Raw genomic sequence first — 15,237 nt, 5'->3', positions numbered from 1 at the left:
GGGCCTAAAAGCCGCCGCCGAAGTCTCCGCCGCCGCCGAAGTCTCCGCCGCCAAAGCTGCCGCCGCCGCCGAAGTCACCCCAGCCGCCGCCGCTGTCTCCGCCGCCGGCATCCGCGCCAGCGTCTGAACCAGCGTCCGAGCCGGAGTCGGTACCGGGCCCATCCGCGCCGGCCCCATCTGCGCCCGCCTCGGTTGACGGGTCAGGCATGAACGATGCGACAACCGCCGAAGCGATGACATACCCGGCGACGGTTCCGAGGAGCGACGCGCCGACCATGCTGCCGAAGCCAGGGCCGTTCATGGTGCGCTCCATCGTGCCCGGCTGGCGCAGCTCGGAACGCGTCGCCGAATGCGCGAGCGACCGGGGGTCGTCGCCGCGTGGTGCATCACCCGGTGCAGCGTCAGCGCTGAGCTGGGTGAACAGGAGCTGCCTCTGCTCGGGCGTCAGCTTCGCGAACGCCTCCTCGTGAGCCTGCTCAATCGCCTCGGGGGGAGCCGTGCGCAGCAGGTAGCGGTAACGCTCGACGGCGATTTCATCGTCGGTGCGCTGGCCCTGCTGACCGTAGCCCTGCTGGCCGTACTGCTGCTGTCCGTAGCTCTGCTGTCCGTACTGCTGTGAACGGTCCTGCCGCGAATCCTGGCCTGAACCAAAAAGCCTGTCGAGAAAACCCATAGTGTGCTCCTTGTGTGAGAGGAATTGCCCCAGTTTACGAACGGATGCCGTGAGCGCACTGCGAAGATATCCGGGGCCGTGGTGGGCGCACGGCCCGTGCGCGCAGGTACTCAGACACAGGGCGGTTTCACGGCAAAGGCACAGCCCATAATAAGCTCCCTCCGGATTCTGTTAGGCTCGTCCCTGGCCATGATGGCCGTAACACTAGTCCGCGGACGAATGTGACACAGGAATGTCGCGCATTCGGACGTATGGTCTTGTGACGTTGGCGGCGGCCCCATGGCCGCGCTGGCACAGCTCCCGAATCGCTTCAGACGCACTGGTCGTCGCCGCTTGATGGGTGGGGCAGGTGCACTCGTCCCTGACCCGGTCGTAACTTACGAGAATGCCGTGCAGGCATCCGTCCCCTCCGGGAAAGTCACGAAATGTGGCTGTGGCACCTGCGCGCGCACGGAGAAAACGTGACCAACACTGTTGCCGTTGAGGTAAACAATGTCTACAAAGTCTTTGGCAAAAAGCCGCGCGACGTCGTCAAGCGATTGCAAGGCGGAGCGAAACGGGACGAGCTGACCGCGCTCGGAACCGCCGCGGTCATCGACGCGAGTTTTTCCGTCAAGCAGGGCGAGATCTTCGTTGTCATGGGCCTCAGTGGTTCGGGCAAGTCCACGCTGATCCGCATGCTTAACGGACTGCTCGAGCCGACCTCCGGTTCCGTAGCCGTCTATGGCTCAGCCGTGAGCGGTGTGCCCGCGAAGCAACTCCGCGAAGTTCGCCGATCGAAGATCTCGATGGTCTTCCAGCACTTCGCCCTTCTGCCGCACCGCACGGTGCTCGACAACGCGGCTTATGCCCTCGAGGTTCAGGGTGTGCCCCTGGCGGAGCGTCGTGAGCGCGCGCAGAAGGTTGTCTCCCGCGTCGGTCTCTCCGGCTGGGAAGACAAGCTGCCCGGCGAGCTCTCCGGTGGAATGCAGCAGCGCGTCGGCCTGGCCCGCGCGCTCGCCGCAGACACCGATGTGCTGCTGATGGACGAGGCGTTCTCCGCCCTTGACCCTCTGATTCGACGCGAAATGCAGGAACAGCTCGTCGAACTCCAGCAGGAGCTCGGCAAGACGATCATCTTCATCACCCACGATCTCAACGAGGCTATGTTCCTCGGCGACCGCATCGCCGTCATGCGCGACGGTCGCATCGTGCAGGTCGGAACTCCCGATGAGATCCTCACCGATCCGGCCAACGACTATGTCGCCCAGTTCGTCCAGGACGTCGACCGTGCCCGCGTGCTCACCGCCGCGAGCGTGATGGAGCCGGCGCGCGCCGTCGTCTCCGGCTCGGCCGGACCGCGTGCCGCGCTGCGAACGATGCGTGACATGCAGACATCCGCCGCTTTCGTCGTCGGAAACGGCCGCAGGCTGCTCGGCGTGGTTCACGACCGTGACGTGCTGACCCTCGTCAAGAACGGCAACCCCGATCTCATGACGATCGTCCGCAATGACCCGGCAACGGTCGGACCCGACCAGTACCTCGTCGACCTGTTCGAGCCGGCAGCGGAAAGCCAGCTGCCCGTCGCCGTCGTCGACGAGAAGGGCCGCCTGCTCGGCGCCATTCCGCGCGTCACCCTGCTCGCTGCACTGGCCAACCTCCCAGCGACAACGGGAGTGAACCAGGTCATCGAGACTCCGGCAACCGTTGCCGTCGAGGTCATCACCCAGACGCTCCGCGAAACCGCGGGGCTCACCGACGAAGTCGACCAGGTCAAGGCTCAGCCTGCCGACGATGTCCGCACCGCTTCTGAAGGGAGCCTTCGCTGATGGATTTCCGTATTCCGCTCGGCCAGTGGGTCGAAGATTTTGTCGACATTCTCACCGACACGCTCCAGCCGCTGTTCGACGTGCTCCGCGCCGTCTTCCTCGGTCTGTATGACCTGGTCAACCTGATTCTCCAGGCCCCGCCGTTCTGGGTCATCATCCTCGTCGTTGCCGTTCTCGGCTTCCTCGCGACCGGCTGGAAGCTCGCGGTCGGTGTCATCGTCGGGTTCGGCCTGATCTTCGCGGTCGACCAGTGGGAGAACGCGATGGACTCTCTGTCCCTCGTTCTCGTCGCCAGTTTCCTCGCGGTGCTCATCAGCGTTCCGCTCGGAATTCTGGGTGCGCGCTCCGACACGGCATCGCGCATTCTGAAGCCGATCCTCGACTTCCTGCAGACCATGCCGGCGTTCGTGTACCTCATCCCCGCGCTCATCCTGTTCCGCGTCGGCGTTGTCCCCGGAATCGTTGCGACAATCATCTTCGCGCTTGCCCCCGGTGTCCGTCTCACCGAGCTGGGCATCCGCGGTGTTGACAAGGAAGTTGTCGAGGCCGGCCACGCGTTCGGTTCGTCGCCGTTCCGCATCCTGCGTCAGATCCAGCTGCCCCTGGCCATGCCGAGCATCATGGCCGGTGTCAACCAGGTCATCATGCTGTCGCTGTCCATGGTCGTTATCGCCGGAATGGTCGGCGCAGGAGGACTCGGTGGCGACGTCGTCGCGAGCCTGAACCGCATCGACATCGGTCTCGGTTTTGAAGCCGGTTTGTCCGTCGTCATCCTCGCCATTGTTCTCGACCGCCTCACCGCGTCACTCGGAAACAGGAAAAAGCGGGCGAAGAAAGCGGATGCCGTCACGTCAGCTGGCCAGCCAACGCCCGAGTCCCCGAAAGACCGGCAGCTCATCGCAGCCAGCACCACTGCGGACCTAGATGCGGACTCCGATACTCGCACCCCGCAGGGCGCTAGCGCCTGACCGGCGCTTAACCGCACCCAGTTCTGGTTCGTTCAGCGAGCCGACAGCATTCATTCCACAGCACCACGAGGGAAACACATATGAAGAAGCACAGCAGAATCGCTATCGCAGCACTGGCAACCGTCGGCATGGTCGGCCTGGCCGGTTGCGCAGGAACGACGGACTCCGCGGACGGGGGAGAAAAGACCGATCTCACACTCGCCGTCTTCAACGGCTGGGATGAAGGAGTGGCGACAAGCTGGCTCTGGAAGACGATCCTTGAGGACGAGGGATACTCCGTCGACCTCGAGTTCGCCGATCCCGCGCCGGTTTTCGAGGGCCTCTCCTCGGGTGACTACGACTTCACGACCGACGTGTGGTTGCCCGTCACCCACGAGGCATACCTCGACAGCTACGGCGACGACATCGTTGAGCTCGGCGCATGGAACGACGAGTCCAAGCTGACACTCGCGGTCAACGAGGATGCGCCGATCGATTCGATCGCGGAACTCGCGGACAACGCCGACCTCTTCAACAACACGATCGTCGGCATCGAGCCCGGCGCCGGCCTCACCGCGGCGATGGAGGATGCGGTCATCCCGACCTACGAGCTGGACGAAATGGAGTTCCTGACCTCATCGACGGCCGCCATGCTGTCCGAACTCAAGAGCGCGACGGACAAGGGCGAGAACGTTGTCGTCACCCTGTGGGAGCCGCACCGCGCGTACGCGCAGTTCCCGCTGAAGAACCTCGAGGACCCCGAGGGCGCGTTCGGCGCCACCGAGAGCCTCTACAGCTACGGAAGCACCGAGTTCGCCGAGAACTCGCCGAAGGCTGCCGGCTACCTCGAGAACTTCGAGATGGACAGCGAAACCCTCATGTCACTCGTGAAGGCCATGTTCATCGACTACGACGGTGACGACTACGCACCGATCGTCGAGAAGTGGATCGAAGACAACCAGGAGTACGTCGACGGGCTCACGTCCTAGTTTGAAACAGCCGGCAAACGCCGGGGTGAGCTGGATCTCACCCCGGCGTTTGTCATTTCTCTCGTTCAGGCATCAAGACCGAGCCGCCCGGATATCGGCGGCCGAAAGGTAATCCCATGAACATCGGTACACGCATCACAACAGCAGCGGCGCTTAGCATCGGACTCGTCGCGCTCACCGGCTGCACCGCAGCCGAAAACTCGGCAGCACTCGAGAACGGTGACGAGAAGGATGTCTCGATCGCCGTCTTCAACGGCTGGGACGAAGCCGTCGCAACGAGCGTCCTCTGGGAGAGCATCCTTGCTGACAAGGGCTATGACGTCACGCTCGACTACGCAGACCCTGCGCCGGTCTTCGCGGGCCTTGCTGCCGGAGACTATGACGCGACCCTCGACGTCTGGCTGCCGTTCACCCACAAGAGCTACCTCGATGAGTATGGCGACGACATCGTCGAACTCGGCGCGTGGAACAACGAAGGTAAGAATGCGATCGCTGTCAACGCGGATGCCCCGATCGACTCGCTCGCGGAACTCGCTGAAAATGCTGATTTGTTCGGCAATAAGATCGTCGGCATCGAGCCGGGTGCCGGGCTCACCATGGCGACAGAGGAACGGGTCATCCCGACCTACGGGCTCGAAGACATGGAATACGTCACCTCGTCGACGTCGGCCATGCTCACCGAACTGACGAGTGCGACGAAGGCGGGCGAGAACATCGCCGTCACCCTGTGGGAGCCGCACTGGGCATACGGTGAGTTCGCGCTCAAGAATCTCGAGGACCCCGAGGGCGCCCTCGGCGCCGTCGAGACGATCCACGCTTACGCGTCGACCGACTTCAGCGATACTCACCCGACGGCCGCCGGCTGGCTCTCGGACTTCGAGATGGACCTCGACACGCTGTACTCGCTCGAGAAGGTCCTCTTCGTCGACTACGACGGTGATGACTACGCGCCGATCGTCGAGAAGTGGATCGACGACAACCAGGAGTACGTCGACGGACTCACCTCCTAGATACTCACTGACAACAGCCCGGCATGCCTTCCCGTGCCGGGCTGTTGTCGTCTCCGGTGCACCGGTTGGTGCCCGTGGTCGGCTCAGGCACAATGTAGCGATGGACGCCACGCTCGCATCGCTCCCGTCCGCCGCCGACCACAGGGTGGCCGAGCGGGCTTTCACCGAGGCGGGCTGGAGCCGGTGTGGTGCCGGCGACTGGGCGATCGCGCTGCGTTCTCCTGACGGATCCGCCGCGGTGCGAATCAGCCCATTCGACCCCACCGGGCCATATACGGCGGCGCTGTATCGCGAGGCTGCGCATACCCGTCAGATGCCCCACCTGTTCGCGCACCGTCGGCTCGACGGGGGAGGGGACCTGCAGATCATGGAGTGGCTTGATGCCGTTGATGAGCCGACCGCCGCCGCGTTCCACCGGACCCTCGCGGCCAGGGAGCCGTTCGTTGCAGATCTTGTCGACGTCGTTCGGCGGATCCACGCGCTGGCGCGGCGCGAACTGGCCTGGTGTGGCCCACTGGACACCAACCCGTCCAACGTGATGCGCGGTGCTGACGGCCGGCTCGTGGTTGCCGACCTGTTCTATGCGGACGGGCCGGACCTGTATGCGACCGCGGCGAGCGCCCCCGACACCGTAGTGGCGCGAATACCTGAGGCGGAGCGCCGATTCATGACCGAGATCCCGCTTGCCGCGTCTGGCCCGTGGGACACTGCGTCGCGAGCGGCGATGCGCGCCGGTCTCGCCGCCGCTGATGCGCGTTACCGTCGGATGCCCAATGCAGGGTCACCGCGATTGAATTGATAACCGTTATCATTACGGGTAGTATCGTCTCTCGTGACCACACTCCGCGCATCCCTCGTCCTGATTCCAGTGGCAGCCCTTCTCCTGACCGGATGCTCAGGCCAGGCTGAGCCTGCCGCTGACGAGACCTCGGGGTTGCGTGTCGTCGCCTCCACCAATGTGTACGGCAGTATCGCGTCGACGATCGGTGGGGAGCACGTTGACGTTACGAGCATCATCAACTCGGCCGCGCAGGACCCGCACAGCTACGAGGCCAGTGCCAGGGACCAGCTCTCGATCTCGAAAGCCGACGTCGTGATCGAGAACGGTGGCGGCTACGACCCCTTTATCGACACGCTTGTCGATGCCGCGGCGAGCGACGACGCCGAACTTGTCAACGTCGTCAACCTCTCGGGTCGGGCGCCCGTCGAGACCGAGGACCACGCGGATCACAACCACGCCGAGGGCGAAGAGCACGACCACGAACACGAGCACATCGAGGGACTGAACGAGCACGTCTGGTATGACCTCGCGGCCGCCGACGCACTGGCAAGCGCGCTTGCACACACCTTCTCGCACCTCGACGAGGAGAACGCCGAAAGCTACTCAGCGAACTACACGGACTTCTCCGAAGACATCGCCGAGCTCACCGAGCGCACAGCGCAGCTCAAAACAGAGAATGACGGAACCGCCGTCGCACTTACCGAACCCGTCCCGCTTTACCTGCTCGAGGCATCCGGTCTTCGCAACCTGACCCCCGATGACTTCAGCGAGGCCATCGAAGAAGGCACCGATGTGCCGCCGGCAAGTCTCCGGGAGACGCTCGACCTCCTCGGCTCGGGCGAGGTCGCGATGCTCGCCTACAATGAGCAGACGAGCAGCCCGGAAACCGAACAGGTCAGGGACGCTGCCGACCAGAATTCCGTCCCCGTCGTCTCGTTCGCTGAGACGCTTCCGGACGGTGAGGACTATGTGAGCTGGATGACCAACAACCTCGACGCCATCGCGGACGTGCTCGCCTCGTGAGTGCACCCTCCGAGCCCGGCGGACACCGCCACCCCACCGAACCGGTCCTGAGTCTCACCGAGGCTGCACTCAGCTTCGGAGACCGCGTGCTCTGGAACAAGCTCACCCTCGATGTCTGCGCCGGTGAGTTCCTCGCGGTGCTCGGGCCAAACGGGTCCGGCAAGACGAGCCTGTTGAAGACCATCCTCGGCCAACAGAAGCTCGACTCGGGGACCGCCGGCTTCGATGGGCACCCGGTTCGTCGTGGCGACAGAAGGATCGGCTACATCCCGCAGCAGAAACTGATACCGGGCGGGACGCCGATGCGCGCCCGTGACCTCGTGGCACTCGGCGTGAACGGGCACCGCTTCGGCCTTCCCGTTTCGCGCGCATCCGAGAAGCGACAGGTCGACGAGCTGCTCGACGCCGTCGGTGCGACCGCGTATGCCGACGAACCGGTCGGCAACCTCTCCGGCGGCGAGCAGCAGCGGCTGCGCGTTGGCCAGGCGCTCGCGGGCGACCCGCGACTGCTGCTGTGCGATGAACCACTGCTGAGTCTCGACCTGCAGCACCAGAGGGGTGTCTCCGAGCTCATTGACCGCAGACGTCGTGAGCACGGGACCCCCGTTGTGTTCGTCCCCCACGACGTCAACCCGGTGCTCGGCATGGTCGACAGGATCCTCTACCTCGCCGGGGGCCAGTTCCGCGAGGGAACGCCGGATGAGGTGCTTCGGAGCGACGTGCTCTCCGAGCTCTACGGCACACCGGTCGACGTGATCCGCACGGGCGAACGCGTTGTTGTGGTTGGGATTCCCGATAGCGAGACCCACCATCACCACCACTCCCACGGGGAGGCCGGCCTGTGATTTCGCTCGATGACCTCTGGGGTCGGCTGTTCAACTTCGAGAATTACGGCGAGCTGCTCGCTCTCGTGCAGAACTCGCTCATCGCGGGCGCGATCCTCGGCATCGTCGGCGGGCTCATCGGCGTCTTCGTGATGCAGCGCGACATGGCGTTCGCCGTGCACGGCATCAGCGAGCTCTCCTTTGCCGGTGCGGCGGCTGCGTTGCTGTTCGGGGTCAATGTCGTCGCGGGCTCGATCGCGGGTGCGCTGGTCGCCGCGATCATGATCGGGCTGCTCGGATCGCGAGCGCGCGATCGCAACTCGATCATCGGCGTGCTGATGCCGTTCGGCCTCGGCCTCGGCATCCTGTTCCTTGCCCTGTATCCGGGCAGGAGCGGTAATAAGTTCGGGCTGCTCACCGGCCAGATCATCTCGGTCGACGACCCTCAGCTGGTCTGGCTGACCGGGATCAGCATCGTCGTGCTCGCCGGGCTGCTGTGGATGTGGCGCCCGCTGAGCTTCGACAGCCTCGACGCCGACGTCGCTGCCGCGCGTGGTGTTCCCACTCGCTTTGTCTCGCTCGCGTTCATGGTGTTGCTCGGCCTCATCGTCGCAGTCTCGGTTCAGATCATTGGTGCACTGCTCGTTCTTGCGCTCCTCGTCACGCCTGCCGCAGCGGCACTCCGGTTGTCGGCATCGCCGCTCTGGGTGCCCGTGCTTGCGATGGTCTTCGGGTTTGTTTCGGCGGTTGGCGGCATTCTGCTCGCTCTCGGAGGCTCGCTCCCGATCAGCCCGTACATCACGACGATCTCGTTCACGATCTACCTCGTCGCGAGGCTCATGGGCCTGCGCACGAAGACGCGGCCGGGGCTACGCTAGCCATGACAAAGATCATTCCAACAGTCGAATTGCGGAGGTGAGTCGTGGCCGTCAAGAGAAATACCTGGCAGCGTGAAGCGGTTCGCGAAGCGCTCGATTCGCGTGAAGGATTCGTCAGTGCGCAGGGCCTCCACCAGGGTTTGCGCGACGCGGGGTCACCGATCGGACTGGCAACGGTTTATCGCGCCCTGGCGGATCTCGCCACGGTCGGTGAAGCGGATTCGCTGCAGTCTCCCGATGGCGAGAGTCTTTACCGCGCCTGTGCGTCGACCGGGCACCATCACCATCTGATCTGCCGCAAGTGCGGGCTGACGGTCGAGATCGAGGCCACCGAGGTTGAGCAGTGGGCCAGGCGAACGGCATCCGAACATGGATTCACCGAGGCGCAGCACATCGTCGACATCTTCGGCTACTGTGCCCAGTGCTCGCGTGCGATAACCACGGCGTGACAACGTAGAAACGCCCGCACCCGATCGGGGTCGATCAGGTGCGGGCGCTGTATGGGCTCAGGTGATGCGCGTCAGCGAATGTAGAGCGAGGGGTTCGCGGGTTCGGTGTCAGCCGGGTCGGATCCTTCGTCAGTCTCCGGGGTCGAATCATCGTCCTCCGGGGTTGTCTCGTCTGGACCGGTACGGTCCGGGCTGATCTCGTCGCGATCCAGGTCGTCCGGGCGTATGTGGCTGCTGTCGCCGGGTCCGCCCTCACGGCCATCACCCCCTGGGCCGCCCTGGCCTCTCCACTCGCCCATGCCAGGGCCGTCGTGCGACCTGCTGTGGGACATCCTGGGGCCGTCGTCGACAGCGGTTCCCGCCCAGAAGCCACCACCGAAGAGCACAGCGGCGAGGGCGACGCCCGCGACGCTCATCAGGGCGATGCGCTTGCCGCTGGGGCGGCTGGAGTCGGTGTGCTTCTCCGTGGGTTCTGCCGGGGGATACGTGAACGCTGACTGCGGGTAAGCGCGAGGCTCGTTCGGGTCGACCGTTGGCGCGCCCGTGTTCGGGTTCGGGCCCGCGTTGGGGCCGACGTTCGGGCCTGCGCTCGGGTTCGCCGGGTTCGGCGCTCCTGCGCTGGTGCCTCCGGTGTTCACGTTCGGGTTGTTTTCGTTGGTGTTTGGTGTGTCTTTACGCATGTTTCTGGTGTCTGTGCTCCTGTTCGGATTCTCTGTGGACCTGTGGTTTCATCGGCTGCTGCCTGTAACTCGATTGTGAGTGGCGGTGCTATCAGGAGGCTAAGAACGGCCTGCCAGCTTCCTTGGTTCGGCGCGACAGTGCTGACCGGTCGCTTGTGCTCCATTCGCCGGGACGCCGAATCTCCTGTACGATGGATCCTTGGCTGAGCGGGCACCTCCCGTTCGGATCGCACAGACACTCCCTCCGCTATGAATTCGGGTGGTTTGCGTGTGCCGACAAGAGATCTTGGGCAGGGCGAGAGTCCTGCGGTACTGAAGGAGAGAACCATGGCAGCAACCTGCCAGGTGACCGGAGCCATTCCCGGCTTCGGACACAACATTTCGCACTCGCACCGACGCACCAAGCGTCGCTTCGACCCGAACGTGCAGAAGAAGACGTACTTCGTACCGTCGCTTCGCCGTAACGTCACGCTCACGCTGAGCGCCAAGGGCATCAAGGTTATCGATGCTCGTGGAATCGAGTCGGTCGTCAAGGACCTGCTGGCCCGTGGGGAGAAGATCTAATGGCAAAGACCCAGGACGTTCGTCCGATCATCAAGCTTCGTTCGACGGCAGGAACCGGTTACACCTACGTGACCAAGAAGAACCGTCGCAACAACCCAGACCGTCTCGTACTGAAGAAGTACGACCCCGTAGTGCGCAAGCACGTTGAATTCCGAGAGGAGCGCTAAGCCATGGCTAAGAAGAGCATGATTGCGAAGAACAACCAGCGCAAAGTTATCGTTGAGCGTTACGCAGCAAAGCGCCTCGAGCTGAAGAAGGCCCTCGTGGACCCGAACGGCACAGACGAATCGCGTGAAGCCGCTCGTGTCGGCCTGCAGAAGCTCCCCCGCAACGCCTCACCGGTGCGCCTGCGCAACCGTGACGCCGTTGACGGACGCCCCCGCGGCCACCTCTCGAAGTTCGGCATCTCGCGTGTCCGCTTCCGCGACATGGCGCACAAGGGCGAGCTGCCCGGCATCACCAAGTCGAGCTGGTAAGCACTCTCGAACCCTGAAACGGGTGTCGGCCTTCTGGCCGGCACCCGTTTTTGTCATTAACGCCCCTGGCCACCCGCGCGCAAGTCTGCCGGTCAGGTTCTGTGGCCGGTCCGCTCTGTCGTAGAGTCAGTTTCACACTCTTACCCGATGCTCAGGAGTACCCACTGAACGCGCACGATGTGAATGCACCCCACCCGGCTTTTCGCAGTCTCGACCAGGTCAGCGCTGTGCTCTTCGACCTCGATGGGGTACTGACGCCGACCGCTGACCTGCACCGATACGCATGGCAGTCCATGTTTAACGGGGTCTTCGCCGAAAAGGGTGTGTCCCGGCCGTATACCGACGACGACTACTTCGAGTACCTCGATGGCAAACAGCGTTATGAGGCGGTCGCGAGCCTGCTGGCATCTCGCGGTATCCAGGTGCCGCTCGGGTCGCCTGACGACCCGCCGGCCGCTGACACGGTATGCGGTATCGGGAACCGCAAGAACGGCTACTTCTCCCGCGTCCTCGAGGAGCGTGGCATCAGAGCGTATCCCGGCTCGCTTGCCCTCGTCGATGAGCTTTATGCCAAACGGATGCCGATGGGCGTCGTTTCGAGTTCGAAGAACGCGCGGTGGGTCCTCACCAGTGCAGGCATGCTTGACCGGTTCGCCGTGATCGTCGACGGCGTTGTTGCCGCTGACGAGGCGCTCGGGAGTAAGCCGGCGCCGGACATGTTCCTCTACGCCGCCGAAAAGTTGCAGATCAGTCCGTCCGAAATCGCGGTGTTCGAGGATGCGATCTCGGGAGTGGCCTCGGCGCGCGCCGGCGACTTCGGGCTCGTGGTCGGCGTCGACCGGGGAGCGGGAATCGATGCGCTGCTCGCGGCCGGAGCTGACGTCGTCATCGATGATCTTGCCGTGTATGCGCACGGAGCAGTCCCTACCGAGGAGCGCAACAGAGCATGAATCGCGATCGCTTTCCTGTTGACCCGTGGCGGCTCATCGAGACCGAGTACGACCGCAGAACCCTCGGTGAGACCGAGTCTCTCTTCGCGGTAGGCAACGGCTACATCGGCATGCGTGGCAACGCGGCCGAGGGGAGAAGGGCCTACGAGCACGGCACTTTCGTCAACGGGCTGCACGAGACCTGGAAGATCCGCCACGCTGAGGACGCGTATGGGTTCGCCCAGGTCGGACAGATCATGGTGAATGCGCCCGACAGCAAGGTGATGCGGCTCTACGTTGACGACGAACCACTGTCGCTCGGTGACGCCGACCTGCTCAGCTATGAGCGTGCGCTGGACTTCCGCGACGGCGTGCTGCGGCGCGACCTGGTCTGGCTGACCCCATCGGGCAAGCAAGTGCAGGTGTCCGCGAGCCGCATGGTCTCGTTCCCCGAGCGTCACCTGGCCGTCATGACCCTTGAGGTGACGGTGCTCGACGCCGATGCTCCGCTGACCATCTCCTGCCAGATACTCAACCGGCAGGACGGTGAAGACGAGTATGACGGCCCCACCGGTGTCGGCGGCAAGGCGCAACAGAGCGATCCCCGTGCGGGAGGCCGGGTGTCCGAGCGGGTACTCGAGCCGCAGGAGCACTGGCAGGACGGTAACCGAAGCGTCCTGAGCTATGAGACGGCGCATTCGGGCATGACGCTCGCCGTGGCAGCGGATCACCTGATCGAGACGTCAAACGATTACACGGTCGAACGATACATCGACGGCGATATCGCCAAGAATGTCTTCTCCGTCGACGCCAGGCGCGGAGACCCCGTCAAAATCACGAAGGTCGTGAGTTACCACAGCTCCCGCACCACTCCGACACGCGAGCTCATCGACAGGTGCAGGCGCACCCTCGACCGGATCGCTTCGGCTGGCGTGCCGGCGCAGTACGCAAGGCAGAAGGAGTGGCTGACGGAATTCTGGTCGCGCTCCGATGTTGAGACGCCCGGGCAGGATGAACTGCAGCAGGCCGTGCGCTGGAACGTGTTCCAGCTTGCCCAGGCGTCAGCACGGGCCGACGGACTAGGCGTGCCGGCAAAGGGCGTCACCGGAAACGGGTACAACGGCCACTACTTCTGGGACACCGAAATCTATGTGCTGCCGTTTCTCACGTACACGAGCCCGCTCTGGGCACGGAACGCGCTTCGGATCCGGGAGCAGATGCTGCCCAAAGCGCGCGAGCGCGCGCGGGAGCTCAATGAAGCTGGCGCTCTCTTTCCCTGGCGGACGATCAACGGTGAAGAGGCATCCGCGTACTACGCAGCGGGCACTGCGCAATACCACATCAATGCCGACGTGACCTATGCGCTCGCGAAGTTCATTCACGCGACGGGCGACATTGATTTCCTGAGCCAAGGGGCCATCGACATCGCTGTTGAAACCGCACGGATGTGGGCCACCCTCGGGTTCTGGCGCCGTAACGGAGAAGAGCGGTTCGAGATCCACGGTGTCACCGGGCCGGACGAATACACCACGGTCGTCAACAACAACCTGTTCACCAACGTGATGGCGCGGTTCAACCTCCGTTACGCCATCGAAGCGCTGAGAAAGCTCGAGCAGGAGCGACCTGACGCGTACGCGCGTGCGGTGAAGCGGCTCGAGCTCGAGGATTCGGAGCTCGAGGAGTGGGAACGGGTCGCTGCAGCGATGACGATCCCCTACGCCGAGAGCCTCAAGATCCATCCGCAGGACTCGCACTTCCTCGAGCGGGAGGTCTGGGACCTCGAGGCCACTCCCGAGGACCGCAAGCCGCTCATGCTGCATTATCACCCGCTCGTGATCTACCGGTTCCAGGTGCTCAAGCAGGCCGACGTCGTTCTCGCGCTGTACCTGCAGGGCGACCAGTTCACCTTCGACGAGAAGCTCGCCGACTTCGATTACTACGATCCGCTCACCACGAGCGATTCGAGCCTGTCGAAGGTGGCGCAGTCGATCATGGCGGCTGAAGTCGGATACCAGGACCTCGCCCTTGACTACTTCATCGATACGGCGTTCGTCGATCTCGAGAACCGGCACGGAAACAGCCAGGACGGCGTGCACGTTGCTGCGGCAGGCGGAGTGTGGAGCTCGCTCATCTACGGCTTCGGGGGAATGCGGGATTATGGCGGCGAGCTGAGTTTCGACCCGCGTCTCCCGGCGACGTGGTCAGAGCTTCGCTACCGGCTGACCTGGCGCGGGACGCGGGTACTCGTCCACCTCACGGCGGATGCCATGCGCGTCTCGGTTGTCGATGGAGAAGGCACCGTTCCCTTCGTCGTCCGGGGCGAATCGTTTGAGGTGGCACCAGGGCGCGACGCTGAAATCGCTCTCGATGGGCAGGGTCCGATCCGCAAGGACGCTCCGGTGCAGAAGCGCCGGAACCGGCGGGAGGACGGCAGCATCATGTTGCCGTCAGCAGCGCCCGGGCCGGTCCAGACGGAGTCCTAGCCCCGCCGGGTGGGCTGCCGAGCGAGAGCTGCGGGGGCCACCCGGAGATGGCACTGACAACGGCGGAATCGTGCAGATTTTCGCTCAGAGCGTGAAAAATGACGTTTTCGATGGGGTCAGAGAGGCTGATGCTGTGACACGCCGCAGAAAAATGGGTCACACGGAGCGTATTTCCGCGAAAACATGCGGAACTCTGATACATTCGAGGCGGTCAGACAGACCCACCGTGGGTGAAGAAATGCCCGCGGACAGTTATAAACAGGCTGTAGAAAGCAAAGTCCGAGGAGGACAACTCAATGGCTGATAAGTCGCTTAACAAGACCGAGCTCGTTGCAAAGATCGCAGCTGAGACCAACCAGAGCCAGGCTACCGTCGGTGGCGTCCTCGACTCGCTGTTCGGCGTGCTCGCTGACTCGGTCAGCAACGACGTCAAGGTCACCATCCCGGGTTGGCTCGCCGTCGAGCGCACCGCTCGTGCAGCTCGCACGGGTCGCAACCCGCAGACCGGCGCCGAGATCCAGATCCCGGCCGGCCACTCCGTCAAGGTTTCCGCTGGTTCCAAGCTGAAGGCTGCTGCGAAGTAGGTTCTTCCGCTTTCCAGAAAGGGATGCCGCGAAAGCGGCATCCCTTTCTGCCGTTAACGCGGTATCCGTTGGCGCGTGCTGCGGTTCACGGTGCCTGCGCTCAGACGCGGCGTGCAGGTACGACAACGTAGGCTTGACG

At 63.9% G+C, this 15,237-nt stretch carries 17 protein-coding genes; 15 read left to right on the top strand and 2 right to left on the bottom strand.

Annotation, left to right across the window (positions count from 1 at the left end; all coding sequences use genetic code 11):
• Nucleotides 1–4: 4 nt before the first annotated feature.
• The gene (locus C3E77_RS13560) at nucleotides 5–673 is read right to left on the bottom strand and encodes a hypothetical protein (protein ID WP_108392298.1); all 669 of its coding nucleotides are present in this window, start codon (nucleotides 671–673) and stop codon (nucleotides 5–7) included.
• A 425-nt stretch (nucleotides 674–1,098) separates the two neighbouring features.
• On the opposite strand from C3E77_RS13560, the gene C3E77_RS13555 reads away from it, so the two are divergent.
• The 9 genes from C3E77_RS13555 to C3E77_RS13515 all read left to right on the top strand — a co-directional run bounded on the left by C3E77_RS13555 (nucleotide 1,099) and on the right by C3E77_RS13515 (nucleotide 9,382).
• Nucleotides 1,099–2,481, top strand: a complete 1,383-nt coding sequence (locus C3E77_RS13555) for a quaternary amine ABC transporter ATP-binding protein (protein ID WP_108392296.1) — start codon at nucleotides 1,099–1,101, stop codon at nucleotides 2,479–2,481.
• Nucleotides 2,478–3,449 carry an ABC transporter permease gene (locus tag C3E77_RS13550; protein WP_108392294.1) on the top strand — a complete coding sequence of 324 codons (972 nt, stop codon included), beginning with the start codon at nucleotides 2,478–2,480 and terminating at the stop codon, nucleotides 3,447–3,449. The genes C3E77_RS13555 and C3E77_RS13550 overlap by 4 nt, the downstream gene beginning before the upstream one ends.
• A gap of 80 nt (nucleotides 3,450–3,529) precedes the next feature.
• Complete coding sequence (locus tag C3E77_RS13545; RefSeq protein ID WP_108392292.1) at nucleotides 3,530–4,417, top strand: glycine betaine ABC transporter substrate-binding protein; 888 nt, start codon at nucleotides 3,530–3,532, stop codon at nucleotides 4,415–4,417.
• A gap of 116 nt (nucleotides 4,418–4,533) precedes the next feature.
• The gene (locus C3E77_RS13540; protein WP_108392290.1) at nucleotides 4,534–5,427 is read left to right on the top strand and encodes a glycine betaine ABC transporter substrate-binding protein; all 894 of its coding nucleotides are present in this window, start codon (nucleotides 4,534–4,536) and stop codon (nucleotides 5,425–5,427) included.
• Between the two features lie 100 nt (nucleotides 5,428–5,527).
• Nucleotides 5,528–6,226 (top strand): hypothetical protein, encoded by a 699-nt coding sequence (locus tag C3E77_RS13535; protein ID WP_108392288.1) that lies wholly within the window; start codon nucleotides 5,528–5,530, stop codon nucleotides 6,224–6,226.
• Between the two features lie 33 nt (nucleotides 6,227–6,259).
• On the top strand, nucleotides 6,260–7,231 hold the full coding sequence (locus tag C3E77_RS13530) for a metal ABC transporter solute-binding protein, Zn/Mn family (protein ID WP_108392286.1): 972 nt from the start codon (nucleotides 6,260–6,262) through the stop codon (nucleotides 7,229–7,231).
• The gene (locus tag C3E77_RS13525; protein WP_108392284.1) at nucleotides 7,228–8,076 is read left to right on the top strand and encodes a metal ABC transporter ATP-binding protein; all 849 of its coding nucleotides are present in this window, start codon (nucleotides 7,228–7,230) and stop codon (nucleotides 8,074–8,076) included. The genes C3E77_RS13530 and C3E77_RS13525 overlap by 4 nt, the downstream gene beginning before the upstream one ends.
• A complete protein-coding gene (locus C3E77_RS13520) occupies nucleotides 8,076–8,933 on the top strand; it encodes a metal ABC transporter permease (RefSeq protein ID WP_416046408.1) in 858 nt (285 codons plus the stop codon). The genes C3E77_RS13525 and C3E77_RS13520 overlap by 1 nt, the downstream gene beginning before the upstream one ends.
• A 44-nt stretch (nucleotides 8,934–8,977) precedes the next feature.
• Nucleotides 8,978–9,382, top strand: a complete 405-nt coding sequence (locus tag C3E77_RS13515; RefSeq protein WP_108392280.1) for a Fur family transcriptional regulator — start codon at nucleotides 8,978–8,980, stop codon at nucleotides 9,380–9,382.
• A 71-nt stretch (nucleotides 9,383–9,453) separates the two neighbouring features.
• On the opposite strand, the gene C3E77_RS13510 is transcribed toward C3E77_RS13515, so the two are convergent.
• On the bottom strand, nucleotides 9,454–10,062 hold the full coding sequence (locus C3E77_RS13510) for a hypothetical protein (RefSeq protein ID WP_108392278.1): 609 nt from the start codon (nucleotides 10,060–10,062) through the stop codon (nucleotides 9,454–9,456).
• Between the two features lie 327 nt (nucleotides 10,063–10,389).
• On the opposite strand from C3E77_RS13510, the gene rpmB reads away from it, so the two are divergent.
• From rpmB to C3E77_RS13480, 6 genes are all read left to right on the top strand, one after another.
• Nucleotides 10,390–10,626 carry a 50S ribosomal protein L28 gene (gene rpmB / locus C3E77_RS13505; protein WP_108392276.1) on the top strand — a complete coding sequence of 79 codons (237 nt, stop codon included), beginning with the start codon at nucleotides 10,390–10,392 and terminating at the stop codon, nucleotides 10,624–10,626.
• On the top strand, nucleotides 10,626–10,793 hold the full coding sequence (rpmG, locus tag C3E77_RS13500) for a 50S ribosomal protein L33 (RefSeq protein ID WP_108392274.1): 168 nt from the start codon (nucleotides 10,626–10,628) through the stop codon (nucleotides 10,791–10,793). Before rpmB ends, rpmG begins: the two co-directional genes overlap by 1 nt.
• A gap of 3 nt (nucleotides 10,794–10,796) precedes the next feature.
• Nucleotides 10,797–11,102, top strand: a complete 306-nt coding sequence (gene rpsN / locus C3E77_RS13495; RefSeq protein WP_108392272.1) for a 30S ribosomal protein S14 — start codon at nucleotides 10,797–10,799, stop codon at nucleotides 11,100–11,102.
• 179 nt (nucleotides 11,103–11,281) lie between these two features.
• Nucleotides 11,282–12,052 carry an HAD family hydrolase gene (locus tag C3E77_RS13490; protein WP_108392270.1) on the top strand — a complete coding sequence of 257 codons (771 nt, stop codon included), beginning with the start codon at nucleotides 11,282–11,284 and terminating at the stop codon, nucleotides 12,050–12,052.
• A complete protein-coding gene (locus C3E77_RS13485; RefSeq protein WP_108392268.1) occupies nucleotides 12,049–14,514 on the top strand; it encodes a glycoside hydrolase family 65 protein in 2,466 nt (821 codons plus the stop codon). Before C3E77_RS13490 ends, C3E77_RS13485 begins: the two co-directional genes overlap by 4 nt.
• Nucleotides 14,515–14,810: 296 nt before the next feature.
• Nucleotides 14,811–15,098, top strand: coding sequence for an HU family DNA-binding protein (locus tag C3E77_RS13480; RefSeq protein WP_108392266.1), 288 nt, complete (start codon nucleotides 14,811–14,813; stop codon nucleotides 15,096–15,098).
• Nucleotides 15,099–15,237: the final 139 nt, after the last annotated feature.

This window comes from Mycetocola zhujimingii, from assembly GCF_003065425.1.
In the GTDB taxonomy this organism is placed as follows: domain Bacteria; phylum Actinomycetota; class Actinomycetes; order Actinomycetales; family Microbacteriaceae; genus Mycetocola_A; species Mycetocola_A zhujimingii.
Note: the sequence above shows the minus strand (reverse complement) of the source record. Positions and strands in the feature narration are given on the sequence as shown.